The following is a 26,281-nucleotide window of genomic DNA, read 5'->3' as shown; positions in this document are numbered from 1 at the left end:
TCTCCTGTGTTTCGGTTACTGCGTTGCGGTTGATGGGGGCCGCCCAGGGGGGGCGCCCAGGCCCCGCTTCATGGTCGACAGCAGCGCGATGAGGCTGGCCCTTTGCTGCTCGTCCAGGGCCTGCATCAGTTCGATGATCCAGCTCTCGTGGCGCGCGGCCATGCGCTTGAAGGCGCGCTGGCCGGCCGCGGTCAGCCTGACGCTCCAGGCGCGGCCGTCGCCGGGTACCGGGTCGCGCGCGACCAGACCTTCCTGCTCGAGCAGGTTGGTGATGCCGGTGACGTTGGCATTGGTGACCATCATGCGCCTGGACAGTTCGCCCATGCGCAGGCCTTCCGGATGGCGGTCGAGCTGGGCCATCAGGTCGAAGCGCGGCAGCGTGATGCCGAACTCGCTGCGCAGGCGGCTGCGGATCTCGGTCTCGACCAGGGTCGTGCACGAGAGCATGCGCAGCCACAGCTTGAGCGACTGGTGGTTGTCCTCGGTCAGCCGGCTCTCGTGGTCGAGGACATCCTCGGCATCGGTCTCGGCCGCCAGGCTTCGTTTTTGTACCATGCGCCTGTCCCGTCAGCCTTCGAGCAGTTTGGCCGCGACCTGCTGCGGGCTCAAGCCGCTGCTGGCCGCCGCCAGCTGGCGTTCGCGTTCCAGGTTGCGTTCGAGCTGCTGCTTGCCGGCGTAGTACTGCTTGGGCCAGGCAACCCCGGTGTAGCCGAGCTTGGCCGTTTCGTGCAGGGTCCAGGCGGGATCGGCCAGGTGCGGCCGCGCGATCGCGCACAGGTCGGCGCGGCCGGAGGCGATGATGCTGTTGGCGTGGTCGGCCTCGTAGATCGCGCCCACCGCGATGGTCGCGATCCCGGCCTCGTTGCGGATGCGGTCCGAGAACGGGGTCTGGAACATGCGCCCGTACACGGGCGTTTCCTTCTTGCTGACCTGGCCGGAGGACACGTCGATCATGTCCGCGCCCGCCGCCTTGAACAGGCGCGCGACCTCGACCGCGTCGTCCGGCGTCAGGCCGCCGGGCGTCCAGTCGTGGGCCGACAGGCGCACGCTGATCGGCTTGTCTTGCGGCCAGGCGGCGCGCATCGCGGCGAATACCTCGAGCGGATAGCGGCAGCGGTTTTCCAGGCTGCCGCCGTACTGGTCGCTGCGCTGGTTGGTCAGCGGCGAAATGAAACTCGACAGGAAGTAGCCGTGGGCGCAGTGCAGCTCGAGCCAGTCGAAGCCGGCCTTGTCCGCCTCCACGGTGGCGCGCACGAAGTCGCCCTTGATCCGTTCCAGGTCGTCCGGCGTGGCTTCCCGCGCGACCTGCGACACGCCTTCCAGGTACTGCTGGGGCGAGGCGGAGACCAGCGGCCAGTTGCCTTCCTCGAGCGGCAGGTCGGTGCCGTCCCAGGCGCGCCGGGTCGAGCCCTTGGCGCCTGCGTGGCCCAGCTGGAGCGCGATCTTCGCGTCGCTGCTGGCATGGACGAAATCGACGATGCGGCGCCAGGCCGCCGTGTGTTCAGGCGTGTACATGCCGGGGCAGCCGGGCGTGATGCGGGCGTCGGCGGACACGCAGGTCATCTCCGCGAACACCATGCCGGCCCCGCCCAGCGCGCGGCTGCCCAGGTGCACCAGGTGGTAGTCGCCGGCCACGCCGTCGACCGCCGAATACTGCGCCATCGGCGAGACCACGATCCGGTTCTTGAGCACCGTGCCGCGCGCTTTATAGGGGGTGAGCATCGGCGGTATGCTCTGGCCCGCGGGGGGCGGCGGCAAGCCGGCCTGGGCAAAGGCGCGGCCGGCGATCCAGTCTTCGAAGCGGCCCACGTACTCGGGGTCGCGCAGGCGCAGGTTCTCGTGCGACAGGCGCTGGCTGCGGGTCAGCATCGAGTAGGCGAACTGCTCGGCTTCCATGGCCGTGTAGCGGTCGACGTTCTCGAACCACTCCATCGAGTTGCGCGCCGCGCTCTGGATTTTCAATACTTCGACGGCGCGCGCGTCCTGGTAGGCCGCCAGAACTCCATCGATCCCGGCCGGGCCATGCTGCGCAAAACAGCGCGCCAGCTCGATCGCGTCCTCGAGCGCGAGCTTGGTGCCGGAACCGATCGAGAAGTGCGCGGTATGGGCGGCGTCGCCCATCAGCACCACCGGCACGCGGCGCCCGTCGACCTGGTTCCAGTGCACCCACTGGCCGCACACGATGCGCGGGAAGGTGATCCACATGGCCGAGCCGCGCAAGTGCGACGCATTGCTCATCAGCGCGTGGCCGTCGAGGTATTTCGCGAACAGTTTTTCGCAGAAGGCGATGCCCTCCTGCTGGCTCATGTCGGCCAGGCCGGACTTCCTCCACACCTCTTCCGGCGTTTCGACGATGAAGGTCGAGGTGTCGCCGTCGTACTGGTAGCAATGGGCCTGGAACCAGCCATGCTCAGTCTGCTCGAAGGCGAAGGTGAAGGCATCGAACTTCTTCTTGGTGCCGAGCCAGACGAAGCGGCAGTGGCGGGTATCGATGTCGGGCCGGTAGGTGGCCGCGTAGCGGGTGCGCACCCGGCTATTGAGGCCATCGCAGGCGATCACGAGGTCGGCGCCGTAGCGGCGCGCGACCTCCTGGTCGTCGCCGACATCGGTCTCGAACTCCAGCCGCACGCCCAGCTCCTCGCAGCGCGCCTGCAGGATGTTGAGCAGCCGCTTGCGGCCGATGCCGCAGAAGCCGTGCCCGCCGGAGGTGATGGTGCGGCCCTTGAAGTGGACGTCGATGTCGTCCCAGTGGTTGAACGATTGCAGGATGGTGCGCGCGGTCTGTTCGTCGGCCGCCACCAGGTTGCCCAGGGTCTGGTCGGAAAACACCACGCCCCAGCCGAAGGTGTCGTAGGGCCGGTTGCGCTCGATGACCGTGATCTCGTGGGTGGGATCCTGCTTCTTCATCAGGAGGCCGAAATAGAGGCCGGCGGGGCCGCCGCCGATGCAAACGATGTTCATGACTGCTCCATGTCCTGTTGCGCTTCCTGGCGCAGGCGAAAGCGCTGCAGCTTGCCGGTTTCCGTGCGCGGCAAGGCGCTGCGAAACTCGATCCGGCGCGGGTATTTGTAAGGGGCGACGCAGGCCTTGACGTAGTCCTGCAAGGCCTTGGTCATTTCCGGCCCGGCCTGCTCGCCAGGGCGCAGCACGACATAGGCCAGCACCACCTGGCCGCGCTCGGCGTCGGGCGCGCCCACCACGCCGCACTCGGCCACGGCCGGATGCTGGAGCAGCACGTCCTCGACTTCGGGGCCGGCGATGTTGTAGCCGGCCGAGATGATCATGTCGTCGGTGCGCGCCTGGTACCAGTAATAGCCGTCGGCGTCGACCTGGTACGCGTCGCCGGTCAGGTTCCAGCCATTGCAGACATAGTCGCGCTGGCGCGGATCGTCCAGGTAGCGGCAGCCGGTCGGGCCCTTGACCGCCAGCCGCCCGGTCACGCCGGGGCCGACCGGCTTGCCGTCTTCGTCGAGGATGCAGGCCCGGTAGCCGGGAATCGGGCGGCCGGTGGCGCCGGGCCGGATGTCGGCGCCGGCGGCCGAGATAAAGATGTGCAGCATTTCGGTCGAGCCGATGCCGTCGATCATGACCAGGCCGGTCGCGTCCTGCCAGGCCTGGCGCGTCTGCCGGGGCAGCGCCTCGCCGGCCGAGACGCTGCGCGTCAGGCTGGACAGGTCGTGCTTGCCCGCCAATTGGGCCATCTGGCGGTAGAACGTGGGCGCGGTGAAGCAGACGGTCGCGCGGTATTGGGCGATGGCCGCCAGCAGCAGGTCGGGCGTGAGTTTTTCGAGCAGCACCGCGCAGGCCCCGTAGCGCAGCGGGAACAGCAGCAGCCCGCCGAGGCCGAAGGTGAAGGCCAGCGGCGGCGTGCCGATGAAGACGTCGTTCGCGGTGGTGGCCAGCATCGAGCGCGGGAAGCAGTCGCAGATGGCCAGCACGTCGCGGTGGAAGTGCATGGTGCCCTTGGGGCGGCCGGTAGTGCCGGAGGTGAAGCTGAGCAGGCAGACGTCCTGCGCCCAGGTGTCGACCGCTTCGAAGCGCGCCGGGCTGGCCGCCATCCGCTGCTCGAGCGAGCCGGCCGCTGCAGGATCGTTAAAGGACAGCACCGCCGGCGGCGTGTCGAGCGCGCCGCAGGCCAGGTCGAGTTCCACGCGCAGGTCGGCGGCGCACAGCACGGCGTCGACCCGCGCCAGGCCCATGATGGTCCCGATTTCCTTGGCGCGCAGCAGCGGCATGGTGGGCACCGCGATCAGGCCCGCCTTCCATACCGCCAGGATGCAGGCGGCCATCATCGGGTTGTTCGCGCCGCGCAGCAGCACCCGGTTGCCGGTGACCAGTTTCATGTCGTCGCGCAGCACGCCGGCGATGCGGTCGACCTTTTCCAGCAGTTCGGCGTAGGTCCAGGCAAGGCCTGCCCCGCGCACCGCCGTCGAGGCCCCGTGGCCGCGTTCGACCATCCGGTCGAGCAGGTCGGCCGCGCAGTTGAGGCGCTCGGGATAGGCCAGTTCTTCCAGGTCGAACACCAGCTCGGGCCACTGTTCGCGTGGCGGCAGGTTGTCCATCGCAAAAGTGTCCAGGTACGCGCTTGCGTTCATGTTGTCTCCGGCCAGTCGGGGGGAAGGAACGAGTCGGCACGGGCAATCAGGCCGCGCGCCGCTTGCTCGGCACACTATGCAAGTACTTTAAGCCTAAACTATCTGCCCGTGCAAGCAGTTTTACCACCCGGCGCGCGCCGGGTGGTCAAGCAGGTCTTAGAACGCGTGGCGCACGCCGACCGAGACGCCGGACTGGTTCATGCCGGGGCCGACGGTGCCGCCGACGTCGAGCGCGATGGCAGCCGCGCCCTTGTTGCGCATGTGGCCCAGCGAGCTGTAGAGCGCGGTGCGCTTGGACAGGCTGTAGGTCAGGCGCGCCACAAACAGGGTCGAATCGTTGGCGCTGTCCTTGACGTCGTGCCGGGCCACCTGGGCGTCGAGCACCAGGGCCGGCGCCACCGGATGGCTTGCGCCCAGGTAGACCAGGTTCGAGTCGAGGTCGAAGGCCGGGGTTGCCGCGTCCTTGCGGCGCGCCATGATGCCGGCGCCGATTTTCGTGGCGCCGGCCATCGCGTAGGCGTTCAGCGTCGTGCGGCGGTCGCGGCTGTCGGCCGTGGTCAGGCCGGCGGCGGCGCCGGTGTTGCCGTGCATCTGGTCATACGAGGCCGTCACGCCCCAGGTCTTGTTGTCGTAACCCAGCAGCGCCGTCACCTGGCGGCAGGCTTTCGAGTTGCCCGGCACCTCGCCGCCGCAGTTGGTCGCCGCCGGGCCGCCGGCATTCGAGGCGTCGCGTCCGAAGCTGTAGGTGGCCCCGGCCGTGAAGTTGCCGAAGTTGCCCATGTAGCCGATCGCGTTGTCGCTGCGCGCGTTAGGAATGTACAGGTCGATGCCCGAGATACTGAAGATGTTCGGGCCCATGACGTCGGTCTTGAGCATCGAATGGAAGGTCATGTTGGTCTGGCGCCCGACCGTCACGGTGCCGAAGCCGCCCTTGAGGCCGACGAAGGCCTGGCGCCCGAACAGGCGGTTGCCCTGGCCGCTGGTGCCGGTGTCGACGTTGACCCCGCCTTCGAGCACGAACAGGGCTTGCAGGCCGCCGCCCAGGTCCTCGGTGCCGCGGAAACCGATGCGCGAGGGCACGCTGCCGGTCAGGCCGGGGATCTTCGTCTGCGAGTCGCCGGCGGCGTTGACGTGGTTGGTGTGCACCACGCCGCTGTCGAGGATGCCGTAGATGGCGACCGAAGTCTGGGCCAGGACCGGCTGCGCCGCAAGGCAGGTCAAAACGGCGATGGCGGCGCAGATGGTGTTTTTCTTCATTATTGTGTCTCCTTGGATGTGATGGACCTGGGTAGAAGGCAGCCGCGCCGCCAGCGCATCGTTTCGCGGACTTCCTGCAGAAGGCCGCGCGGTGATGCATGCCGCATAAAACCGCTCTTCCAACACTAAGCCACGGGTGGGCCGAGTGCAAACATGCTGGTCGCCTCCAGGTCGAGCACGACCTGATTGTCGCTATTGCGCAACACCCACTGCCAGCGCACGATGCCCAGTTCCGGGCGCGAGGCCGAGCGGCGCGCCTCGATCACCGTGACCTCGAGCATCAGCTGGTCGCCGGGCCGCACCGGATGGGGCCAGCGCAGGTAGGCCAGGCCGGGCGAGGCAAACGATTCCGAGCCGGCCAGCAGCTCGCGCGACACCAGCCGCATCGCCAGTGCGCAGGTATGCCAGCCACTGGCGATCAGCCCGCCGAACGGGCCCTCGGCCGCAGCCCCGGCATCGGTGTGAAACCACTGGTCGTCGAAGCTGGAGGCGAAGGCCACGACTTCGCCGCTGTCGGCCGATACCGGCCCCAGCAAGAAGTGCCCGGCGGCGGCGATCTCGGCGAACTTCATGAGGCCGCGCCTTTGAATACGGGGCTGCGTTTTTCCTTGGCCGCGGCGACTCCTTCGCGGGCGTCGGCGCCGCCGAAATCCATGAATTCGCTGAGGAGCGAGGCTTCGAACGCAGGCCAGGCCGCGTGCAGCCAGCCGTTCAGGGCGCGCTTGGTGCCGGCCAGCGCGGACGCGCTGCCTGCGGCCAGGCGGCGCGCGATGGCCAGCGCTTCTTCCTGCAAGGCTTCGGCGTCGACCGCGCGGCTGACCAGGCCGATGCGTTCGGCTTCCTCGCCGCTGACGGTCTCGCACAGCAGCAGGTAATACTTGGCCTTGGCCATGCCGCACAGCAGCGGCCAGATCGCGACCGCGTGGTCGCCGGCGGCCACGCCCAGGCGCGTGTGGCCGTCGATCAGCTTGGCGCTGCGCGCGGCGACCGGAATATCGGCCAGCAGCGCCACGGCCAGGCCCGCGCCCACCGCGGCCCCGTTGATCGCCGAGACGATGGGCTTGCCGCAGCCGAGCATGCCGCGCACCAGGGCGCGGGCTTCGCTCATCACGCGCGCGCGCACGCTTTCCGACGCCAGCATCTGCTCGACCATCGCCATCTCGCCGCCCGCGCAAAAGCCCTTGCCTTCGCTGCGCACGAGGATGACCTTGACGCCGGGATCGGCGTCGAGCCGGTCCCAAATCGTTCCCAGCTCCGCGTGCCCGGCGCTGTCGGTCACCGGCATGGCCCCTGCGGGCCCGAAGACGAGGTGGGCGATCCCGTCCGGGTCGACGGTGACGCGAAAACTCTCGGTGGCAAGGGCGATCTCACGGTTCATGCGGGGTTCCTTTGGGTCCAGTAGCGTTGTTGCAGGAGCGGGCTGACACGGTAGCGTTCGCTGCGGTAGGCCGCGTGCAGGTTGTCGAGCACGGCGACGACGTAATCGACCCCGACCTGGTCGAGCCATTCGAAGGGCCCGGCCGGGTAGTTGGTACCGAGGCGCATGGCCAGGTTGGCCGCGCGCACGTCGCACACGCCCTGCCAGACCGCGTCGGCGCCCTCGTTGACGAGCATGGCGACGGTGCGCGCCACCAGCAGGCCGGGAATGTCGCGGATGGCGATGGCTTGCCAGCCGCAGGCGCGCAGCAGCTGGAACACGCCGGTGCGCGCGGCCGGGCCCACGCCGGGAGCGAACGCCACGGCGAGCGCGCCCTCCCCGCCTTCGAGTACCAGGTCGAGCACCCCGGTCTGCCGTTCTCCGCGCTGCGCCGCCACCTGGACCGCGCTGCGCCCGTCCGTGACGTGCATGGCCACCTCGCCCACCAGCAGCCCGGGCCAGCCGCCGTCGCTGCGTTCGAACGCGATCCCGCTGCGCTCGAGCCGCGCCGCGAGCAGGTCGGCGAGCGGGCCGCTGCCGGAGACGGCGACGGCCAGCGCCGGCGCCGCGGCCTCCTGCGATGTTGCCGACATCTGGGCCGAAAGCGGGGCCGGCGCGCCCTCGTAAAAACCTTTCCCGGTCTTGCGCCCCAGGCGCCCGCCGTCGACCAGCGCCTTCTGCACCAGCGAGGGCATATAGCGGCGGTCGCCGTAGTTGGCCTCGAACACCGACTGCGTCACCGCGTAATTGATGTCATGGCCGATCAGGTCCATCAGCTCGCAGGGCCCCATCCGAAAGCCGGCGCCGCGCGCGAGCATGTCGAGTTCGGCCGGGGTCGCCGCGTGCTCCTGCAACAAGGCCAGGGCTTCGGCATAGTAGGGGCGCGCGATGCGGTTGACGATGAAGCCGGGCGTCGACTTGGCGTGGACCGGGGTCTTGCCCCAGCGTTCGGCGAGCTCGAACACGGCCGCGGCCGCGCCGCCGGCCGTCTCCGCGCCCGACACCACCTCCACCAGCCGCATCAGCGGCACCGGGTTAAAGAAATGCATGCCGACCAGCCGCTCGGGATGGCGCAAGCCGTTGGCCAGCGCCGTGATCGATAAAGACGAGGTGTTCGAGGCCAGGATCGCGGCGGGCGCCACATGCTGCTCCAGTTCCCGCAGCAGGTTGCGCTTGGCGTCGAGGTCTTCGGCAATCGCCTCGATGACGAGCGCGGCGCCCTCCAGGTCGGCCAGCGCCGCCGCCGGCATGATGCGCGCCAGCAGCGTGGCGCGCGCGACCGCATCGATGCGGCCCTTGGCCACCTGGGCCGCGAGCGCGTCGCCGATGCGCTTGACGGCGTCGGCGGCGGCGCCCGGGCGCAGGTCGAAGAGGCGCACCGGGTGCCCGGCCGCGGCCGCCGCTTGCGCGATCCCGGCGCCCATGGTCCCGGCGCCGATCACGCCGACCAGCTGTTCGGCGGGGGTGCCCTGTGCCGGCAGCCAGGGCGCGCCGGCGGCGCTGGCGGCGCTCACGGGCGCCGTCCTGCGCGTGCGGGCATGGCCCGCGCCATCTCAATACGTCTCGACATGGAAGCGTCCCTCCGCGACCATCCGCGCCTGCAGGCCCGGCCAGTCGATGCCGGACGCCGCGCAGACCTCGCCCAGCGCCGCCAGCACGCCCGTCTCCATGCCTTTCAGGCCGCAGATATAAAGATAGGTGTCGCCCGCGAGCAGCTCGGCGACCGCCGTGCCGGCTTCGCGGATCTTGTCCTGGACATAGGTCTTCGGCTGCTCCGGCAGGCGCGAGAAGGCCAGGTGCATGTCGATGAAATCGGCGGGCAGCTTGAGCAGCGGGCCGAAATACGGCAGCTCGGCCGGATTGCGGGCCCCGAAGAACAGCATCAGCTTGCCGTCGTGCGGACGGCCGGCGGCATACAGGCGGCGCCGGTGTTCCGTCATCGCCCGCATCGGCGCCGAGCCGGTGCCGGTGCAGATCATCAGGATGTTCGAGCCGGCATGGTTCGGCATCAGGTAATTCACGCCGAACGGCCCGGCCACCTGGACGGTCGCGCCTTTCGGCAGGTCGCACAGGTAGTTCGAGGCGACGCCGCGGGTCGGCAGGCCGGCATGGTCCTCGACCACGCGCTTGACGGTCAGGGCCAGGTTGTTATAGCCGTCGCGCTCGCCGCCGCGCGGGCTGGCGACCGAGTACATGCGCATGTAATGCGGCTTGCCCTGCTCGTCCACGCCGGGCGGAATGATGCCGATCGACTGGCCCTCGAGCACCGGGAACATCTGGGTCCCGAAGTCGAGCACGATGTGGTGCACGTCGCTGGCGGCGTCCGGCGCGGTCAGGCGGTAGTTGCCGGCGACGGTCGCCAGCACCGGGTTCTTGACCGTGTACAGGTGGGCATACGGATGGGCGGCCGACCAGGGCGGGATCGGCGAGGATACGGAGGTCGCCGCATTCGCCTGCACCGCTTCGTCCGGCACCGTGGCGGCCGCTTCGTTGGCCGCTTCCATCTTCTCGAGCAGGGGCTCGGCGTGGGTTTGCTGCGGCGGCAGTTCGTCCCAGGAGAACTGCTCGGCGAGCGGATAGGCGTTCGCGCGCGCCACCGTGTGCCAGTGGTCGATCGCGCCGGTCGGGCACGGCGAGACGCAGTTGCCGCAGGCATTGCAGACGTCGGGATCGACCACGTAGTTGCGGCTGTCGTGGGTGATGGCGTCGATCGGGCAGGTCTCTTCGCAGGTGTTGCAGCGAATGCAGACCTCGGGGTCGATCAGGTGCTGGCGGATCAGCACGATGGATTCGGGAGCATTCATGGCGGCTCGCAGTCGGCCCGGGAGCGGAAACAAGGCCCCGCTCCCGGGCAAGGACAATTAGTTGAAACGGACGTACTCGAAGTCGATCGGCTGCTTGTTGATGCCCATCGGCGGCGGCGCGATCCAGTTGGCCATCTTGCCCGGCTCGATCACGCGGCCCATCAGCGAGGCCACGTAGGCGCGGTCTTCCTCGCTCGGCAGCCAGTTGCGCTCGTTGGCGGCCCATTCGGCTTCCGACAGCACGCGCCCGTCCGGCGAGATGCGGTGGCCGGCAAAGCCGCCGATGTGGCGGTTGAAGGCCTTGTTCGGCGCGCTCAGGCGGAACGGCAGGCCGGCTTTTTCGATGATCCGGTTCCAGCGCCCGATACCGGCGATCGAATCGCGGATGAAATCGTCGCGCAGGACTTCGTTGAGCGAATTGAGCATCGGGACTTCGCGTTCGGCCAGCTTGCCGTCGGCCACTTCCAGGATGCGGTAGTGCTGGCCCTTGAGCACGTGGTCGTCGTCGCGCTTGGTCTCCTCGTAGCGGCCCTTCAGGCCCGAGCTGTAGAAGGTGGCGGCGTTCGAGGACTGGTCGGCGCCGAACAGGTCGACCGTCACGCTGAAGTGGAAGTTGAGGTAGCGCTGGATCGTCTGCAGGTCGATCACGCCGAGCGCGCGCACCTGGGCCGGGTCTTCCACGCCGTGCTGGCGCATCACGTCGACGGTGCGCTGGATGGTGCGCGCCACGCCGGACTCGCCGACGAACATGTGGTGCGCCTCCTCGGTCAGCATGAAGCGGCAGGTGCGCGAGAGCGGGTCGAAGCCCGATTCGGCCAGCGCATTGAGCTGGAACTTGCCGTCGCGGTCGGTGAAATAGGTGAACATGTAGAAGGCCAGCCAGTCCGGGGTCTCCTCGTTGAAGGCCTCGAGGATGCGCGGATTGTCCTGGTCGCCGGAATTGCGCTGGAGGAGCGCTTCGGCTTCCTCGCGGCCGTCGCGGCCGAAGTATTTGTGCAGCAGGTAGACCATCGCCCACAGGTGGCGGCCCTCTTCCACGTTAATCTGGAACAGGTTGCGCATGTCGTACTGCGAGGGCGCGGTCAGGCCCAGGTGGCGCTGCTGCTCGACCGAGGCCGGCTCCGTGTCGCCCTGGGTGACGATGATGCGGCGCAGGTTGGCGCGGTGCTCGCCGGGCACGTCCTGCCAGGCGGCGCGGCCCTTCTCCTCGCCGAAGTTGATCTTGCGCTCGTTCTCGGCCTGGGCCAGGAAGATGCCCCAGCGGTAATCCGGCATCTTGACGTGGCCGAAATGGGCCCAGCCGTCCGGCGTGGTGCTGATCGCGGTGCGCAGGTAGACTTCCATCTGGTTGGAACCGTTGGGGCCCATGTCGTTCCACCACTGCAGGTAGTTCGGCTGCCAGTGTTCGAGCGCGCGCTGCAGCGTCTTGTCTTCGGACAGGTTGACGTTGTTCGGGATCTTGTCGGTATAGTTAATCGAGCTCACGGTGGTTTCCTTTAAGAGTGTGCCGGGTCCGGAATGCGAACGCTCAGACGCGGTTGAAATCGAACTGGGCCTTGTTGCCCGACCCGTAGACCTTCAGCGCGCCCAGTTCGCCGACGGCGTTGGGGCGGATGAAGATCCAGTTCTGCCAGGCACTGAGGCGCCCGAACACCCGGCTCTCCATCGTTTCGCGGCCGTTGAAGCGCAGGTTCGCCTCCAGGCCGGTCAGCGCATCGGGCGACATGCTGGCGCGTTCCTCGAGCGCCAGGCGGGTCTCGTCGGGCCAGTCGATGTCGTCGGGAGCGAAGGTCGCCAGGCCCAGGGCCTCGGCTTCGCCGGCGTCGAGCAGGCGTCCGAGCGTGGCGCGCACGGCGCCCACCGGCCCCTCCTCTTCGTAGAAGCGGCGCGCGATGCGCGACTGCGCGGTGACCATCGGCAGGCGGCCGAAATTGAGCTCGCTCACGCCGATCTTCGGCGCAGCGTCGGGCGCATCCGGCAGCGCCAGCATGTAGATGCGGTCGGCCGCGAGGGCCACTTCCAGCAGCGAGCCGACGAAGCACGAGCCTTCCTCGATGAAGGCGAACAGCGAGCGCGAGGACACGTCGAGGCGGGCCAGCGTGCGGCGCAGCAGGCCGACCGTCTCGCGCACCAGCCAGTGTTCGCCCAGCTCGACCAGGGTGGCGTCGGAGGCCAGCACGGCGGCCGGGTCGCCGCTGCTTTTCAGGATCCAGGTCCCGATCTCGAGTTCGTTGGTACGCAGGTGCAGGATGGCGTCGTCGAGTTCGCGCGCCAGGCGCAGCGGCCACCAGTTCACGCCGGCCGCTTCGATGCCGGCGGCGTCGCTCGGCTGCGGCGCGTCGGGTGCGCGCACCGTCAGGGTGGCGTTGCGGGCGGCGCGGTCGATGCGGATGCCGACGTAGGCGTAATCGATGGCGTCAGGTGTTTGGGTGCGTTCGAGCGGGGCCAGCTTCACGCCGCTGGCCTGGGCCGGACGGCAGCTGCCGCTCGCCAGCTCCTGCGCGCGGCGGCGCACGGTGTCGGCGAACTGGGCCGGCTTGGCCACCTCGTCGACCAGGCGCCAGTCCTTGGCCTTCTGGCCGCGCACCCCTTCCGAGGTGGTGCAGAAGATGTCGGCCAGGTCGTGGCGCACCTTGCGCTTGTCGGTCAGGCGGGTCAGGCCGCCGGTGCCCGGCAGCACGCCCAGCAAGGGCACTTCCGGCAGGCTCACCGAGGACGAGCGGTCGTCGACCAGGATGATCTCGTCGCAGGCCGCGGCCAGCTCGTAGCCGCCGCCGGCGCAGGCGCCGTTGACGGCGGCGAGGAACTTGAGGCCGTCATGGCGGCTGGAATCCTCCAGGCCGTTACGCGTTTCGTTGGTGAATTTGCAGAAATTGACTTTCCACGGATGGCTGGACTTGCCGAGCATGAAGATGTTCGCGCCCGAGCAAAAGATCCGGTCGCGTCCGCTGGTGACGACCACGGTGCGTACCGTCGGGTGTTCGAAACGGATGCGCTGCACCGCATCGTGCAGTTCGATGTCGACGCCGAGGTCGTAGGAATTGAGCTTGAGCTTGTAGCCTTCCCTGAGGCCGGCATCCTCGTCGATGTTCATCGTCAGCGTCGCGATCTCGCCGTCGACCGACAGGCTCCAATGCTTGTAGTGTTCCGGGGAAGTGGCGTAATCGACTTGCGGTGCGTTGCTCATGAGATGGGTCCCCTGGTGAAATATGGTGCATCCTCTAAACGGTAGAAGCACTATATTGCCGCTCAATGGACATGTCAAGAACAAAAGTGCATGTGCAATCCGGTGTGCGAACGAAAAAAAGCGTGGAGCCGGGACTCCACGCTTTTATATGTGCGCGGCGGACCGCGCCGGGAAGCGGGTTATTGCCCCAGCGCCACGGCGTCCCGCAACTGGTCGAGCAACCCGAAGAAGGCGGCCTCCTGGGTCATGTCGCTGGTATCGAAGGAGACATCCGCCTTCGAATAGAAGGCGGCCCGGCTCTCGAGGATGCTTTTGAGGTCTTCCATCGCTTCGCGGTTGCCCATCATCGGCCGGGTATCGCCCTGGGCCAGCACGCGCGCCATGTGATCCTTTGGCGCGGCCTGCACCCATACCGTATAGCAGTGCGACAGCAGCAGGTTGTAGGTGGCCGGATCGGAGACGATCCCGCCAGGGGTCGCGATCACGGCGCGCGGGTAGCGCTGGATGATGTCCTCGAGCGCGCGGCGCTCGTAGCGGCGATAGGCGTTCGGTCCGTACAGGGCGTGGATCTCGGCGATGCCGCAACCGGCGAGGGTTTCGACCTCGCGCCCGAGCTCGACGAAGGGCACCATCCAGTAGTCGGCCAGCATCCGCCCCAGGCTCGACTTGCCGGCGCCGCGCAGCCCGATCAGGGCCACGCGCTGGCGCCGCGCCGTCTCGCTGGTGGGGGCATCGAAGATGCCGGCCAGCACCGCGCGTGCCTTGGCCAGCTCCTCGTCGGAACGCCCGCGCAGGATCTCGCGGATCATCAGCCATTCGGGCGAGCTGGCCGTCTCGTCGCCGATCATCTCGGACAGGGTGCAGTTGAGGACGGTCGTAATCTGGCGCAGGAACTGGATCGAGGCATTCCCGACGCCTGACTCGACGTTCGCCAGGTGACGCTCGGACACGTCGGCCAGCCGCGCCAGCGCCTTGCGGGTCAGTCCCCGGCGCGAGCGCAGGGCCCGCAGGCGCTCGCCGAGTGCAATCAGGAAGGGGTCTTTTTCGTCGTCGGAGAGGATTTCCGTGCTGAGCTGCGATGCTGTCATTCTCGTTTCCATCATAGTTGCGCTGTCCGCCAGGGACAATCCGCCCATTATCGCAAAAGCCAGTGCATGCGGCGAGCCGGCACATGAAATATAACTCAAACATCGCTTGACCGCTGCAACATAGTACATCTACACTCCTGTCGAACGCACTATAAATCTGCTTCTTTCGACATGCTGTTTGCATAGCCAGGGGACTTGGATGGACGTTTCACAGTTTCAGCAGCTCGTTTCCAGAATCACCGCAGACATCGCCGGCCAGCCGCTCGGCGCTTCCCTCGAAGCCCACCTGAATAGCCGCTACGGCGCCGGCAGCGAGGCCTACACCCAGTTGTTCGAAGCCTGCCAGGCCGGCGTGCGCGACGGCTGGCTGTGCAACCGCGAAGGCGGCGGCATCCGTTTCGGACGGGTGCTCAAAGCAAGCGACGCGACCCATGGCTTCAGCGTCGACGTGGTCGACATGGACGACATCGCCGGTCCCCACCATGCGCATCCGAACGGCGAGATCGACCTGGTCATGCCGCTCACGTCCGGGGCCCGCTTCGACGGACGTCCTGCCGGCTGGTGCGTGTACGGTCCCGGCAGTGCCCATGCGCCGACCGTCTCGCAGGGCCGCGCGCTGGTGCTCTACCTGCTGCCGCAAGGCGCGATCCAGTTCTCCCCTGCCACCGCCACTGCCTGAGGCCAGCCACATGACGACTTTCCTGCACAATTACCTGGGCGGCGTACGCCAGGGCGCCGGCGCGCCGCAACACACCCTGTACGACCCGGTCACGGGCGAAGCGCTGGCCGCCACCGGGGGCGCCGCCGAGGGACTCGAACAAGGCTTTGCCTTTGCGCGCGAGCATGGACGCAGCGCGCTGCAGGCGCTGAGCTATGGCCAGCGCGGCGCCCTGCTGGCCGAGGTGGTCAAGGTCCTGCAGGCCAATCGCGACGAATACTATGCGATCGCCCAGGCCAACTCCGGCACCACCCAGGCCGATTCAGGCGTCGACATCGAAGGCGCCACCTTCACCCTCAACTATTACGCCAAGCTGGGCGCGAAACTGGGGGACGCCCGCCTGCTGCTCGACGGGCCCGCGGCCGCCCTGGCGCGCGACGGCGCCTACCAGTCGCAGCACATCTTCGCGCCGGTGCGCGGCCTGGCCCTGTTCATCAACGCCTTTAATTTCCCGGCCTGGGGCCTGTGGGAGAAGGCGGCGCCCGCCCTGCTTTCCGGCGTGCCGGTGGTGGTCAAGCCGGCCACCGTCACGGCCTGGCTCACCCAGCGCATGGTGGCCGACGTCGTCGAGGCCGGCGTGCTGCCGCCGGGCGCCCTGTCGGTGGTGTGCGGTTCCGCAAACGGCCTGCTCGACGCCCTCACGCCCTTCGATGTGCTCTCGTTCACCGGTTCGGCCGCGACCGCCGCCAAGATTCGCACCCATGACGGGGTGGTGCGCCATTCGGTGCGCCTGAACATCGAAGCCGACAGCCTGAACGCGGCGATCCTGGCCCCGGACGCCCTGCCCGGCACGCCGGCTTTCGAACTGTACGTCAAGGAACTGGTGCGCGAAATGAGCACCAAGAGCGGCCAGCGCTGCACGGCGATCCGGCGCGCGCTGGTGCCCGAGGCCCAGTTCGATGCGGTCGCCCAGGCGGTCGGCGCCAGGCTGGCGCAGCTCAGTGTCGGCAATCCGCGCAATCCGGACGTGCGCATGGGTTCCCTGGTCAGCCGCGAGCAATTCGACAGCGTGCAGGAGGGCATCGCCATGCTGGCCGGCGAGGCGCAGCTGCTGCACGACGGCCGCGCCCAAACCCTGGTCGACGCCGATCCCGGCGTGGCGGCCTGCGCCGCGCCGACGCTGCTCGGCCTGCGCGACGGCGACCGGGCCCGCCTGGTCCACGAACATGAAGTGTTCGGCCCGGTCTCGACCCTGCTCGGCTACCGCGACGCCGCTCACGCGGTCGCGCTCACCCACCGCGGCCAGGGTTCGCTGGTGTGCTCGGTGTTCGGCGCGGACGAGGACTGGCTGGCCGCGGCCAGCCCGTTGCTGGCCGGCTCGCACGGCCGCGTGCACCTCGTCACGCCCGAGGTGGCCAAGGCGCAGACCGGGCACGGCAACGTGATGCCGGCATCGATCCACGGCGGCCCGGGACGCGCCGGCGGCGGCGAGGAACTGGGCGGCCTGCGCGGCCTGGCCTTCTATCACCGCCGCAGCGCCGTGCAGGGGCCGCCTTCGGTGCTGGCACGGATGGCGCAGGACGGGGTGCAGCTCACCCAGGACTAGTGTTGGACCGGCGGGCGCCGGCATGCAGCTTCCGGGCTGAAGCGCTATATAAGACACGGGACGCGCCGCGCGCGATCCCGCTGAAGGAGACCATGATGAACCACGACAGCCTCACCCTGCCGCAGCAGTTCAATTTCGCGCAGCACATCCTTGCCCTGAACGCGCAGCGTGCCGCGAAGGTCGCCTACATCGACGACCACACCAGCATCACCTATGCGGAACTCGACCGCCGCGTGCGCAGCTTCGCGGCCAGCCTGCTGGCGCGCGGCATCCAGCCCGAGCAGCGCGTGCTGCTGGTCATGCAGGACACGGTCGACCTGCCGGTGGCGCTGCTGGGCGCGATGTTCGCCGGCGTCGTGCCGGTGCCGGTCAACACCCTGCTGCACGCCGCCGACTATGCCTACATGATCGACCATAGCCGGGCGAAAGCGGTGTTTGCCAGCGCCCCGCTGCTGCCCTGCGTGCGGGAAGCGCTGGCAAGCAGCCGCAACCAGCCCGAGCTGATCGCCTGCGGCGCCGCCGACGACGCCTCGCTGCCGCACATCGACGCCATGCTGGCCGCCGCCCCGCTGGCGCCCGACGCGCACGCCGACACCAGCGCCGACGACTTCGCCTTCTGGCTGTATTCGTCCGGCTCGACCGGCCGCCCGAAAGGCGCGGTCCACTCGCATGCCAACCTGTTCTGGACCGCCGAACTGTATGCCAAGCCTATCCTCGGCATCCGCGAAGACGACATCGTCTTTTCCGCCGCCAAGCTGTTCTTTGCCTATGGGCTCGGCAATGGCCTGACCTTCCCGCTCAGCGTGGGCGCGACCGTGGTCCTGATGGCCGAGCGCCCGACGCCGGCGGCCGTGTTCGCGCGCCTGACCCGGCACCGCCCGACCGTGTTTGCCGGCGTGCCGACCCTGTACGTGGCGATGCTGGCCTCGCCCGACCTGCCGCCGCGCGAGCAGGTGGCCCTGCGCGTGTGCGCCTCGGCCGGCGAAGCGCTGCCGCGCGAGGTCGGCGAAGCCTTCCGCCGCCACTTCGGCTGCGATATCCTCGACGGCCTGGGCTCGACCGAAATGCTGCACATCTTCGTCTCGAACCGGGAGGGCGACGTCCACTACGGCAGCTCCGGGCTGCCCGTGCCCGGCTACGAGATCGAACTGCGCGACGAGGACAACCGCCCGGTGGCGCCGGGACAGATCGGCGACCTGTACGTGCGCGGCCCGAGCGCCGCGCTCCTGTACTGGACCAACCGCGAAAAGACCCGCTCCACCTTCCAGGGCGAATGGCTGAAAAGCGGCGACAAGTACAGCATGGATGACGGCGGCTACCTGACCTATGCCGGGCGCAGCGACGACATGCTCAAGGTCAGCGGCCAGTACGTCTCGCCGATCGAGGTCGAGGCCGCGCTCAGCGCCCACCCGGCCGTGCTCGAATGCGCGGTGGTCGGCAAGCGCGACGACACCGGGCTCACCAAGACCGCCGCCTACATCGTGCTGCGCCAGGGCCGCCAGCCCGAGCATGGGCTCGCCGAGGAGCTCAAGGCCTTTGTGAAGGAGCGCCTGGCGCCGCACAAGTATCCGCGCGAGATGGTGTTCGTGGCCGACCTGCCGAAGACGGCGACCGGCAAGATCCAGCGCTACCGCCTGCGCGATGCGGCCTGAACCCGCCATGTCCGGATTTGCCCACCTTGACCTGGCCGGCAGGCCACTGCGGCTCGAATACCAGTGGGTCGGCGTGCCCGACTCGCCGCGGCCGACCGTGGTCTTCCTGCACGAGGGCCTGGGCTCGGTCGCGCTATGGAAGGATTTTCCGGAACGCTTCTGCCGCGCCGGGGGTTTTCGCGGCCTGGTGTATTCGCGCAACGGCTACGGCCGCTCGACGCCGCGCCCGCACGAGGAGCGCTGGCCGGTCGATTTCATGCACCGCCAGGCCTGGGAGGTCTTGCCGGCCCTGCTGGCCGAACTGGGCATCGAGCGCCCCTGGCTGTTCGGCCATAGCGACGGCGGCTCGATCGCCCTGCTGCACGCGGCGCGCTTCCCGGTCAGCGGCCTGGTCGTCGCCGCGCCCCACATCATGGTCGAAGACCTGTCGGTCGACTCGATCGCCAAGGCGCGCACGGCCTACCTCGAAGGCGGGCTGCGCGAGCGCCTGGCGCGCTACCACGACGACATCGACTCGGCCTTCTGGGGCTGGAACGACATCTGGCTGGACCCGGCCTTCCGCGCCTGGGACATCCGCGAGCACCTGCCGGCAATTACGGTCCCGCTGCTCGCAATTCAGGGAACGGACGACGAATACGGTACATTGGAGCAGATTCACGGCATTGCGAGACTGGCGCCGCAGACGCGCCTGCTCGTGCTGCCCGAATGCGGTCACTCGCCCCATCGTGACCAAGCCGGGAGGCTGATAGACGAGGCCACCCGATTCATGATCAGCCCGAACTGATCAATTTAAAACATCAGGAGACGACGCCATGCACCTTCCAACCACTTTGCGCACGACCGCCGCCGCGGTGGCCCTGCTCGCCGCAGGCTTTGCCTGCGCCCAGGGCAATGCCCCGATCAAGGTCGGCTTCATGCTGCCCGCGACCGGCACCTATGCCAACCTCGGTACCATGATCGAGAACGGCTTCAAGCTGCACGTTGCCGAACAGGGCGGCAAGCTCGGCGGCCGTGAAGTCCAGTACTTCAAGGTCGACGACGAATCGGACCCGGCCAAGGCCGCCGACAACGTCAACAAGCTGATCAAGCGCGACAAGGTGGACGTGCTGGTCGGCACCGTGCACTCGGGCGTGGCCCAGACCATGGCCAAGGCGGCCAAGGAAAGCAATACGCTGCTGATCGTGCCGAACGCGGGCGCCGACATGATCACCGGCCCGATGTGCGGCCCGAACATCTTCCGCACCTCGTTCTCGAACTGGCAGCCGGCCTTCGCGATGGGCAAGGTCATGGCCGAACGCGGCCACAAGAAGGCGATGACCGTCACCTGGAACTATGCGGCCGGCCAGGAATCGGTCAAGGGCTTCACCGAAGCGTTCGAGAAGGGCGGCGGCAAGGTGGCCGGCAACCTGACCCTGCCCTTCCCGAACGTCGAATTCCAGGCGCTGCTGACCCAGATCGCTTCCCAGAAGCCGGACGCCGTGTACGTCTTCTTCGCAGGCGGCGGCGCGGTCAAGTTCGTCAAGGACTATGTCGCGGCCGGCCTGAACAAGACCATCCCGCTGTACGGCGCCGGCTTCCTGACCGACGGCACGCTCGAGGCGCAAGGCGCCGCGGCCCAGGGCCTGCTGACGACCCTGCACTATGCCGACAAGCTCAACACGCCGCGCGACAACGCCTTCCGCGCCGCCTTCACCAAGACCTACAACACCGACGCCGACGTCTACGCGGTGCAGGGCTACGACGCGGCCCAGCTGCTGGCCACGGGTCTCAAGAGCGTGGGCGGCGACTTCGCCGGCAAGCGCCCGGCGATGCTCAAGGCCATGCACACGGCCACCATCGACAGCCCGCGCGGCAAGTTCACCTTATCAAGCGCGAACAACCCGGTGCAGGACATCTACCTGCGCCAGGTCGTCGGCATGGATAACGTGGTCAAGGGCGTCGCCATCAAGGGGCTGGCCGATCCGGCGCGCGGCTGCCGTCCGTTCTGAGCGGGCGCGCAGCAAGGCACGCGCCTCGACGGCCGCGTCGTAGCAGGCGGTTCGTCGTTCGCAGCACGCCGTCTGCCGCCGCCGGCCCCTGCCGGCGGCGGCAGACGATCTTCACCCTCGATGCAAGAAGACTCCGATGGATATTTCGACTTTCCTGGTCCAGTGCCTGAACAGCATCCAGTACGGACTGCTGCTGTTCCTGGTCGCCAGCGGCCTGACCCTGATCTTCGGCATCATGGGCGTGATCAACCTCGCCCATGGCAGCTTCTACATGATCGGCGCCTACATGGCCTATCTGCTGGCGCCGCTGTTCGGCGACCATTTCATCGTCATGCTCCTCGCCGGCATGCTGCTCTCGGCCATCTTCGGCTTCCTGCTCGAATGGGTCTTCTTCAGCTTCCTGTACCAGCGCGACCACCTGCAGCAGGTCCTGATGACCTATGCGCTGATCCTGGTGTTCGAGGAGCTGCGCAGCATTTTGGTCGGCAACGAGGTGCACGGGGTGCAGGCCCCGCAGTGGCTGTCCGGCGGCGTGTCGCTGGGCGGCGTGATGACCTATCCGGTCTATAACCTGTTTGCCTCGGCCGCCTGCCTGGTGGTCGCCGGCGCCCTGTACTGGGTCGTCAACCGCACCCGCCTGGGCATGATGATCCGCGCCGGCGCCAGCAACCGCGACATGACGCGCGGCCTGGGCATCAACATCCGCCTGCTGTACCGCGCCGTGTTCGCCGGCGGCGTTGCGCTGGCCGCGCTGGCCGGCATGATCGCCGCCCCGGCCGCCTCGGTCTACCCGGGCATGGGCGGCAGCGTCCTGATCATGTGTTTCGTGGTGGTCGTCATCGGCGGCATCGGCTCGATCTCCGGTGCCCTGATCGCGGCCTTGCTGGTCGGCTTCGTCGATACCTTCGGCAAGGTCTTTTTCGCCCAGCTGTCGGGCATCGGCGTCTACGTGTTGATGGCGGTCATCCTGATCTGGCGTCCGCAGGGCTTGAGAAATAAGGGATTCTGAGATGCACTCCTCCACCGCCCCCCTCACCCGCGCCGCCGTGCCGGGCACGCGCCGCCAGGCAGGCTGGCTGGTGCCGCTTGCGGTCGCCGTCGCGCTGGCCTTCGCGCCCCTGGTGCTCGAGACCTATTACCAGGAACTGGTCATGAAGATCATGATCTACGCGATCTTCGCCCTCAGCCTGGAGCTGCTGGTCGGGACCACCGGCCTGGTCAGCCTCGGTCACGCGGCCTTCTTCGGCATCGGCGCCTATGTCACGGCCCTGGCCGCGCCCCAGTACGAGGCCGGCTCGCCCTTGCTGCTGCTGGCCTATTCGATGCTGGCCGCGGCCGGCTATGCGCTGCTGGTGGGCGCGCTCAGCCTGCGCACCCGCGAAGTGTATTTCATCATGGTGACGCTGGCGTTTGCCCAGATGGCGTATTTCGTCTTCCACGACACCCCGATCGGCGGCGGCAGCGACGGCATGTACCTGATGCTGCGCCCGGTCCTGAGCGCCGGCGGCACGGTGCTGGTCGACTTCGAGCAGCCGCGCCAGCTGTACTTCGTCGCGCTCGGCCTCTTGGTGCTGTGCTACGCCTTCCTGGCGCTGCTGCTGCGCTCGCGCTTCGGCCATGCGCTGACCGGCATCCGCATCAACGAACAGCGCATGCGCGCCGCCGGCTTCCAGACCTACCGCTACAAGCTGGCCGCCTTCGTGCTGGCCGGCGCGCTGGCCGGCATGGCCGGCTTCCTGTACGTCTCGAAGAACGGCGTCGTGAACCCGGAACTGCTGTCCTGGCACGAATCGGGCGCCGTGCTGATGATGATCATCCTGGGCGGCCTCGGCTCCCTGCGCGGCGCGGTGATCGGCGCCGCCGCCTTTGTCCTGCTCAAGGAATTCTATTCGTCCGAGGCGCTGCTCGGCCCGGACATCGCCCAGCGCTGGCAGCTCACGCTGGGCCTGACCATGATTGCGTTCGTCGCGCTGCTGCCCAAGGGCCTGATCGGCCTGGGCCGGCGCTTTACCTTGCCGGGAGCCCGCCCATGAGCACCGTTCCTCTCTTGCAGGCCGCCTCCCTGACGCGGCGCTTCGGCGGCCTGGTGGCGGTCGATGCGGTGTCGCTCGACCTGCACCGCGGCCAGATCCACGCCGTGATCGGCACCAACGGCGCCGGCAAGTCGACCCTGATCAACCTGCTCTCGGGCGAAATCCCGGCGTCGAGCGGCGAGATCCGCCTTGCCGGCAAGCCGATCACGACGCTGGCCCAGCCGCTGCGCGCGCGCGCCGGCATCGGCCGCAGCTACCAGCGCACGACGATTTTCCCCACCCTGTCGGTGTTCGAGAACTGCCGGCTGGCGGCACAGGCCGCGCACCAGAAACCCTGGACCCTGTGGCAAAGCGCCGCCGGCTGCCGCGCCAGTACCGATGCCGCCCTCTCCGCCCTCGATGCCTCGGGCCTGGGCGACGCGCTCGGCCACACCGCCGGCAGCATGAGCCACGGCAAGAAGCGCCAGCTGGAGATCGCCATGTGCCTGGCGACCGCGCCCCAGGTGCTGCTGCTCGACGAGCCGCTGGCCGGTATGGGCCTGGAGGAAAGCGAACGCATGCTCTCGATGCTCGAACGCCTGCGCCGCGACCACGCGATCCTGCTGGTCGAGCACGACATGGACGCGGTGTTCCGCGTGGCCGACCGCATCACGGTGATGGTCAACGGCGCCGTGATCGCCAGCGGCAACCCGCAGGAGGTGCGTTCCAGCCCCGAGGTGCAGCGCGCCTACCTGGGCGAGACGCACGCTTGAACGTCTGAAACGATAACGCGAGGCCTGCTTTGCTCCAGATTACTTCACTCAACACCTATTACGGCGACAGCCACATCCTGCAAGGGGTCGACCTGGGCATACCGGCCGGCAGCGCCGTCGGCCTGCTCGGGCGCAACGGCATGGGCAAGACCACCCTGATCCGCTCGCTGATGGGCTATGTGCCCGCGGCCTCGGGCCGCATCGCCTGGCAGGGCCGCGAGGTCACCGGCAGCGCGCCCGAGCGCATGGCGCGCCTGGGCATCGGCTACGTGCCGGAAGGACGCGGCATCTTCCCCAACCTGACGGTGCGCGAGAACCTGGTGATGAGCGCGCGCCGCGGTCCCGGCGGGCGCCAGGACTGGACCTACGAGCGGGTGCTGGACACCTTCCCGCGCCTGGCCGAGCGCATCGGCCACGGCGGGCACCAGCTCTCGGGCGGCGAACAGCAGATGCTGGCCATCGGGCGCGCCCTGATGACCAATCCCGAGCTGATGATCCTCGACGAAGCCACCGAAGGCCTGGCGCCGCTGATCGTGGCCGAGATCTGGCGCGTCATCGAGCAGATCGGCAAGACCGGCATCAGTACCCTGATCGTCGACCGCAACTATCACGCGGTGCTGTCGCATACCGATTCGGCGATCGTGCTGGAAAAGGGAGTGGTCGTGGCCCAGGGCAGCTCGGCCGGGCTGCTGGCCGAACCGGAGACCCTGGCGCGCTACCTCGGGGTCTGAGGTCCCTGCCCGGCCGCTCCCGCGGGTCCGAAGCGGGCGAGGCGCGCGCGCATGGCATCCGGGATCGGCATGGCGCCCCCCTGTTTCCGGTCCATCAGCACCAGCACCAGGGTCGCGCGCACGCGCTCGGCGCCGCCTGGGCCGAGCAGCCGGATCGCCACCGTGATCGACGAGCGGCCGATTTTCGCCACCGACAGTTCGGCGCGCAGCTCCTCGCCGAGCGTGCTGGGCGCGACGAAATCGGTCTGCACGCTCACGGTCGGCAGCCCCAGTCCGCGCTCGAGGATCAGTTCGCGAAAACCTGTCCCCAGCCCGGCCGCGCACCAGTCTTCGACCAGGTTGTTGAACATCTCGAAGTAGCGCGGGTAGAACACGATGCCGGCCGGGTCGCAGTCGCCGAAGCGCACCGGCACCGCGCGCGCGAATACCTGCTGGCCTGGCGCCGCATCGTGCGTCGCGGCAGTCTCGGGGGATGGGTTTGCAGGCATGTCGTCTCCAGGCAGTGTGGGGTAAGGTACTTTAAGCCTGAAGTAACAGTGCCGGCAAGGCCCGGACGGAGATCGCCGGTTCCTGCTAGTGCGTCAGGAAGTCGACCACCATGCGGTTGAAGGCATCGGCATGCTCCCACTGGACCCAATGGCCGCAACGGTTGAAGACGTGCAACTGCGCATCGGGAATCCCCGCGATCAGCTTCAAGCCGGTGTCCATCGCGACGAAACGGTCGTCGCGGCCCCAGATCACGAGGGTCCGGGCGCGGATCTCGCCCAGGCGCGGACCGTAATCGGTAAACTGTTTCGGGTTCGCGGCGACGCTCTTCAGGAAGCTCTCCAGGTGGTCGCGGCGCGCCAGGATATTGGCCAGGCGCTGCTCCATCAGCGCGTCGGTGATCGCGCTCGCGTCGTACACGAAGACATTCATCAGGCGCTTCAGGTTCTCGATGGTCGGCTCGCGGTACACGCCGTTGAGCAGCTTGATGCCTTCGGTGGGCATCGGCGCATACAGGCTCGGCCCGCCCGTGCCGCCGCCCATCAGGATCAGCTTGCCGACGCATTGCGGGTGGGCCAGCGCGAAGGCCACCGCGCTGTGCCCGCCCATCGAGTTGCCGACGATGTGGACCCGCTCGATCGCCAGCGCATCGATCAGCGCCTTCAGGATGCTGCCGTTGAGCTCCGAGCGCGAACCGGTGTTGACGATCGTGTCGCTCTTGCCCCAGCCCGGGCAATCCATCAGGATCACGCGGTAGCCGGCCGCCACCAGCGGTTCGATGTTCTGGTGGAAGTTGGCCCAGCCGGTCGCGCCCGGACCCGAACCGTGCAGCATCACGACCGTCTCCATGCCGCTGCCGACGTCGTTGTAGTGGATGTTCAGGTCCAGCTCGCCGTGTTTGACGCGCACGAATTTGCTCGTCGCTGCTTCGTCCACCGTGGATGCCTTGGTCGTCATCGTTTGTCTCCTGTGATGTCAATGGTTGTGGGATGCGTCGCGGCGCTTGAGCATGTCCAGCGCGACGTCGACGATCATGTCTTCCTGCCCGCCGACCATGCGGCGCTTGCCCAGTTCGACGAGGATGTCGAAGGCCGGCAAGCCGTACTTTTGGGCTGCCGCTTCCGAGTGGCGCAGGAAACTGCTGTAGACGCCCGCGTAGCCGAGCGCCAGGGTTTCGCGGTCCACCCGCACCGGGCGTTCCTGCATGGGCCGGACGATGTCTTCGGCGGCGTCGATCAGCTTGCGCACGTCGCAGCCGTGGTTCAGGCCCATGCGGTCGACCGCCGCGACGAACACCTCCAGCGGCGCATTGCCGGCGCCCGCGCCCATGCCGGTGAGGCTGGCGTCGATCCGGTCGCAGCCGTGTTCGAGCGCCACGATCGAGTTGGCCACGCCCAGCGACAGGTTGTGGTGGGCGTGCATGCCGAGCTGGGTTTCCGGCTTCAGGACCTCCTTGAAGGCCTTGAAACGCTCGGCGATGTCGTACATGTTCATCGCGCCGCCCGAGTCGACCACATAGACCGTCGTGGCGCCGTAGCTTTCCATCAGTTTGGCCTGCTGGGCCAGTTGCTGGGGCGTGCTCATGTGGCTCATCATGAGAAAACCCACCGTGTCCATGCCCAGCTCGCGGGCGTACTCGATGTGCTGGCGCGAGATGTCCGCTTCGGTGCAATGGGTGGCCACGCGCACGATGCGCGCGCCGGCGTCATAGGCGTTCTTCAGGTCGTGGATGGTCCCGATGCCGGGCAGCAGCAGGGTCGCGACCTTGGCGTGCTGGATATTCGCGGCCACCGCTTCGATCCATTCGAGGTCGGTGTGGGCGCCGAAGCCGTAATTGAAACTGGCTCCCTGCAAGCCGTCGCCGTGGGCGACTTCGATCGAGTCCACTTTCGCTTCGTCCAGCGCCTTGGCGATCCGGACGGCCTGCTCCAGGCTGTACTGGTGGCGCACGGCGTGCATGCCGTCACGCAGGGTGACGTCGGAGACATAGATATTCCGGGTCTTGTCGAACATGTGCATTCCTTCGC

General features: G+C 68.1%; 23 protein-coding genes. 9 read left to right on the top strand and 14 right to left on the bottom strand.

Annotated features, from left to right (window positions below):
* Window positions 1-15: 15 nt before the first annotated feature.
* From ACFPAH_RS12475 to ACFPAH_RS12425, 11 genes are all read right to left on the bottom strand, one after another.
* Entirely contained in the window at window positions 16-555 is a 540-nt protein-coding gene (locus ACFPAH_RS12475) for a MarR family winged helix-turn-helix transcriptional regulator (protein WP_379745487.1), read from the bottom strand.
* 12 nt (window positions 556-567) lie between these two features.
* Window positions 568-2,961, bottom strand: coding sequence for a bifunctional salicylyl-CoA 5-hydroxylase/oxidoreductase (locus ACFPAH_RS12470; RefSeq protein ID WP_379745484.1), 2,394 nt, complete (start codon window positions 2,959-2,961; stop codon window positions 568-570).
* A complete protein-coding gene (locus ACFPAH_RS12465) occupies window positions 2,958-4,595 on the bottom strand; it encodes an AMP-binding protein (RefSeq protein ID WP_379745481.1) in 1,638 nt (545 codons plus the stop codon). Before ACFPAH_RS12465 ends, ACFPAH_RS12470 begins: the two co-directional genes overlap by 4 nt.
* Window positions 4,596-4,751: 156 nt before the next feature.
* Window positions 4,752-5,852, bottom strand: coding sequence for a porin (locus ACFPAH_RS12460; RefSeq protein WP_379745478.1), 1,101 nt, complete (start codon window positions 5,850-5,852; stop codon window positions 4,752-4,754).
* Window positions 5,853-5,977: 125 nt separating this feature from the next.
* Complete coding sequence (locus tag ACFPAH_RS12455; protein WP_379745475.1) at window positions 5,978-6,424, bottom strand: MaoC family dehydratase; 447 nt, start codon at window positions 6,422-6,424, stop codon at window positions 5,978-5,980.
* Window positions 6,421-7,230, bottom strand: a complete 810-nt coding sequence (locus ACFPAH_RS12450) for an enoyl-CoA hydratase/isomerase family protein (RefSeq protein WP_379745472.1) — start codon at window positions 7,228-7,230, stop codon at window positions 6,421-6,423. The genes ACFPAH_RS12455 and ACFPAH_RS12450 overlap by 4 nt, the downstream gene beginning before the upstream one ends.
* Window positions 7,227-8,783, bottom strand: coding sequence for a 3-hydroxyacyl-CoA dehydrogenase (locus tag ACFPAH_RS12445; RefSeq protein ID WP_379745469.1), 1,557 nt, complete (start codon window positions 8,781-8,783; stop codon window positions 7,227-7,229). The genes ACFPAH_RS12450 and ACFPAH_RS12445 overlap by 4 nt, the downstream gene beginning before the upstream one ends.
* A gap of 39 nt (window positions 8,784-8,822) precedes the next feature.
* The gene (gene boxA, locus ACFPAH_RS12440) at window positions 8,823-10,073 is read right to left on the bottom strand and encodes a benzoyl-CoA 2,3-epoxidase subunit BoxA (protein ID WP_379745466.1); all 1,251 of its coding nucleotides are present in this window, start codon (window positions 10,071-10,073) and stop codon (window positions 8,823-8,825) included.
* Window positions 10,074-10,130: 57 nt separating this feature from the next.
* On the bottom strand, window positions 10,131-11,558 hold the full coding sequence (boxB, locus tag ACFPAH_RS12435; protein WP_379745463.1) for a benzoyl-CoA 2,3-epoxidase subunit BoxB: 1,428 nt from the start codon (window positions 11,556-11,558) through the stop codon (window positions 10,131-10,133).
* Window positions 11,559-11,601: 43 nt separating this feature from the next.
* Complete coding sequence (boxC, locus tag ACFPAH_RS12430) at window positions 11,602-13,260, bottom strand: 2,3-epoxybenzoyl-CoA dihydrolase (protein WP_379745460.1); 1,659 nt, start codon at window positions 13,258-13,260, stop codon at window positions 11,602-11,604.
* Between the two features lie 179 nt (window positions 13,261-13,439).
* Window positions 13,440-14,348, bottom strand: a complete 909-nt coding sequence (locus ACFPAH_RS12425) for a helix-turn-helix transcriptional regulator (protein WP_379745457.1) — start codon at window positions 14,346-14,348, stop codon at window positions 13,440-13,442.
* A 199-nt stretch (window positions 14,349-14,547) separates the two neighbouring features.
* Between ACFPAH_RS12425 and ACFPAH_RS12420 the strand changes: the two genes are divergently transcribed.
* From ACFPAH_RS12420 to ACFPAH_RS12380, 9 genes are all read left to right on the top strand, one after another.
* Window positions 14,548-15,027 (top strand): DUF4863 family protein, encoded by a 480-nt coding sequence (locus tag ACFPAH_RS12420; protein ID WP_379745454.1) that lies wholly within the window; start codon window positions 14,548-14,550, stop codon window positions 15,025-15,027.
* Window positions 15,028-15,037: 10 nt separating this feature from the next.
* A complete protein-coding gene (locus ACFPAH_RS12415) occupies window positions 15,038-16,612 on the top strand; it encodes a 3,4-dehydroadipyl-CoA semialdehyde dehydrogenase (RefSeq protein WP_379745451.1) in 1,575 nt (524 codons plus the stop codon).
* 92 nt (window positions 16,613-16,704) lie between these two features.
* Window positions 16,705-18,264: a benzoate-CoA ligase family protein gene (locus tag ACFPAH_RS12410; RefSeq protein WP_379745448.1), complete on the top strand. Its 1,560-nt coding sequence runs from the start codon at window positions 16,705-16,707 to the stop codon at window positions 18,262-18,264.
* A 7-nt stretch (window positions 18,265-18,271) separates the two neighbouring features.
* Complete coding sequence (locus ACFPAH_RS12405) at window positions 18,272-19,048, top strand: alpha/beta fold hydrolase (protein ID WP_379745445.1); 777 nt, start codon at window positions 18,272-18,274, stop codon at window positions 19,046-19,048.
* A gap of 28 nt (window positions 19,049-19,076) precedes the next feature.
* Complete coding sequence (locus tag ACFPAH_RS12400; protein WP_379745442.1) at window positions 19,077-20,252, top strand: ABC transporter substrate-binding protein; 1,176 nt, start codon at window positions 19,077-19,079, stop codon at window positions 20,250-20,252.
* A gap of 136 nt (window positions 20,253-20,388) precedes the next feature.
* The gene (locus ACFPAH_RS12395) at window positions 20,389-21,261 is read left to right on the top strand and encodes a branched-chain amino acid ABC transporter permease (RefSeq protein WP_379745439.1); all 873 of its coding nucleotides are present in this window, start codon (window positions 20,389-20,391) and stop codon (window positions 21,259-21,261) included.
* 1 nt (window position 21,262) lies between these two features.
* Window positions 21,263-22,285 (top strand): branched-chain amino acid ABC transporter permease, encoded by a 1,023-nt coding sequence (locus ACFPAH_RS12390; protein ID WP_379745435.1) that lies wholly within the window; start codon window positions 21,263-21,265, stop codon window positions 22,283-22,285.
* The gene (locus ACFPAH_RS12385; protein WP_379745428.1) at window positions 22,282-23,037 is read left to right on the top strand and encodes an ABC transporter ATP-binding protein; all 756 of its coding nucleotides are present in this window, start codon (window positions 22,282-22,284) and stop codon (window positions 23,035-23,037) included. The genes ACFPAH_RS12390 and ACFPAH_RS12385 overlap by 4 nt, the downstream gene beginning before the upstream one ends.
* Window positions 23,038-23,066: 29 nt before the next feature.
* Window positions 23,067-23,768 (top strand): ABC transporter ATP-binding protein, encoded by a 702-nt coding sequence (locus ACFPAH_RS12380; protein WP_379745425.1) that lies wholly within the window; start codon window positions 23,067-23,069, stop codon window positions 23,766-23,768.
* Here ACFPAH_RS12380 and ACFPAH_RS12375 read toward each other — a convergent pair.
* The 3 genes from ACFPAH_RS12375 to dmpG form a co-directional block, all read right to left on the bottom strand.
* A complete protein-coding gene (locus tag ACFPAH_RS12375; RefSeq protein WP_379745422.1) occupies window positions 23,753-24,256 on the bottom strand; it encodes an acyl-CoA thioesterase in 504 nt (167 codons plus the stop codon). The two genes, ACFPAH_RS12380 and ACFPAH_RS12375, sit on opposite strands and share 16 nt — an antisense overlap.
* Before the next feature lie 85 nt (window positions 24,257-24,341).
* The gene (locus tag ACFPAH_RS12370; RefSeq protein ID WP_379745418.1) at window positions 24,342-25,211 is read right to left on the bottom strand and encodes an alpha/beta fold hydrolase; all 870 of its coding nucleotides are present in this window, start codon (window positions 25,209-25,211) and stop codon (window positions 24,342-24,344) included.
* Between the two features lie 18 nt (window positions 25,212-25,229).
* Complete coding sequence (gene dmpG, locus ACFPAH_RS12365) at window positions 25,230-26,267, bottom strand: 4-hydroxy-2-oxovalerate aldolase (protein ID WP_379745415.1); 1,038 nt, start codon at window positions 26,265-26,267, stop codon at window positions 25,230-25,232.
* Window positions 26,268-26,281: the final 14 nt, after the last annotated feature.

The organism is Massilia sp. GCM10023247 (genome assembly GCF_042653325.1).
In the GTDB taxonomy this organism is placed as follows: domain Bacteria; phylum Pseudomonadota; class Gammaproteobacteria; order Burkholderiales; family Burkholderiaceae_D; genus Telluria.
This window is presented reverse-complemented; position numbering and strand designations above follow the sequence as displayed.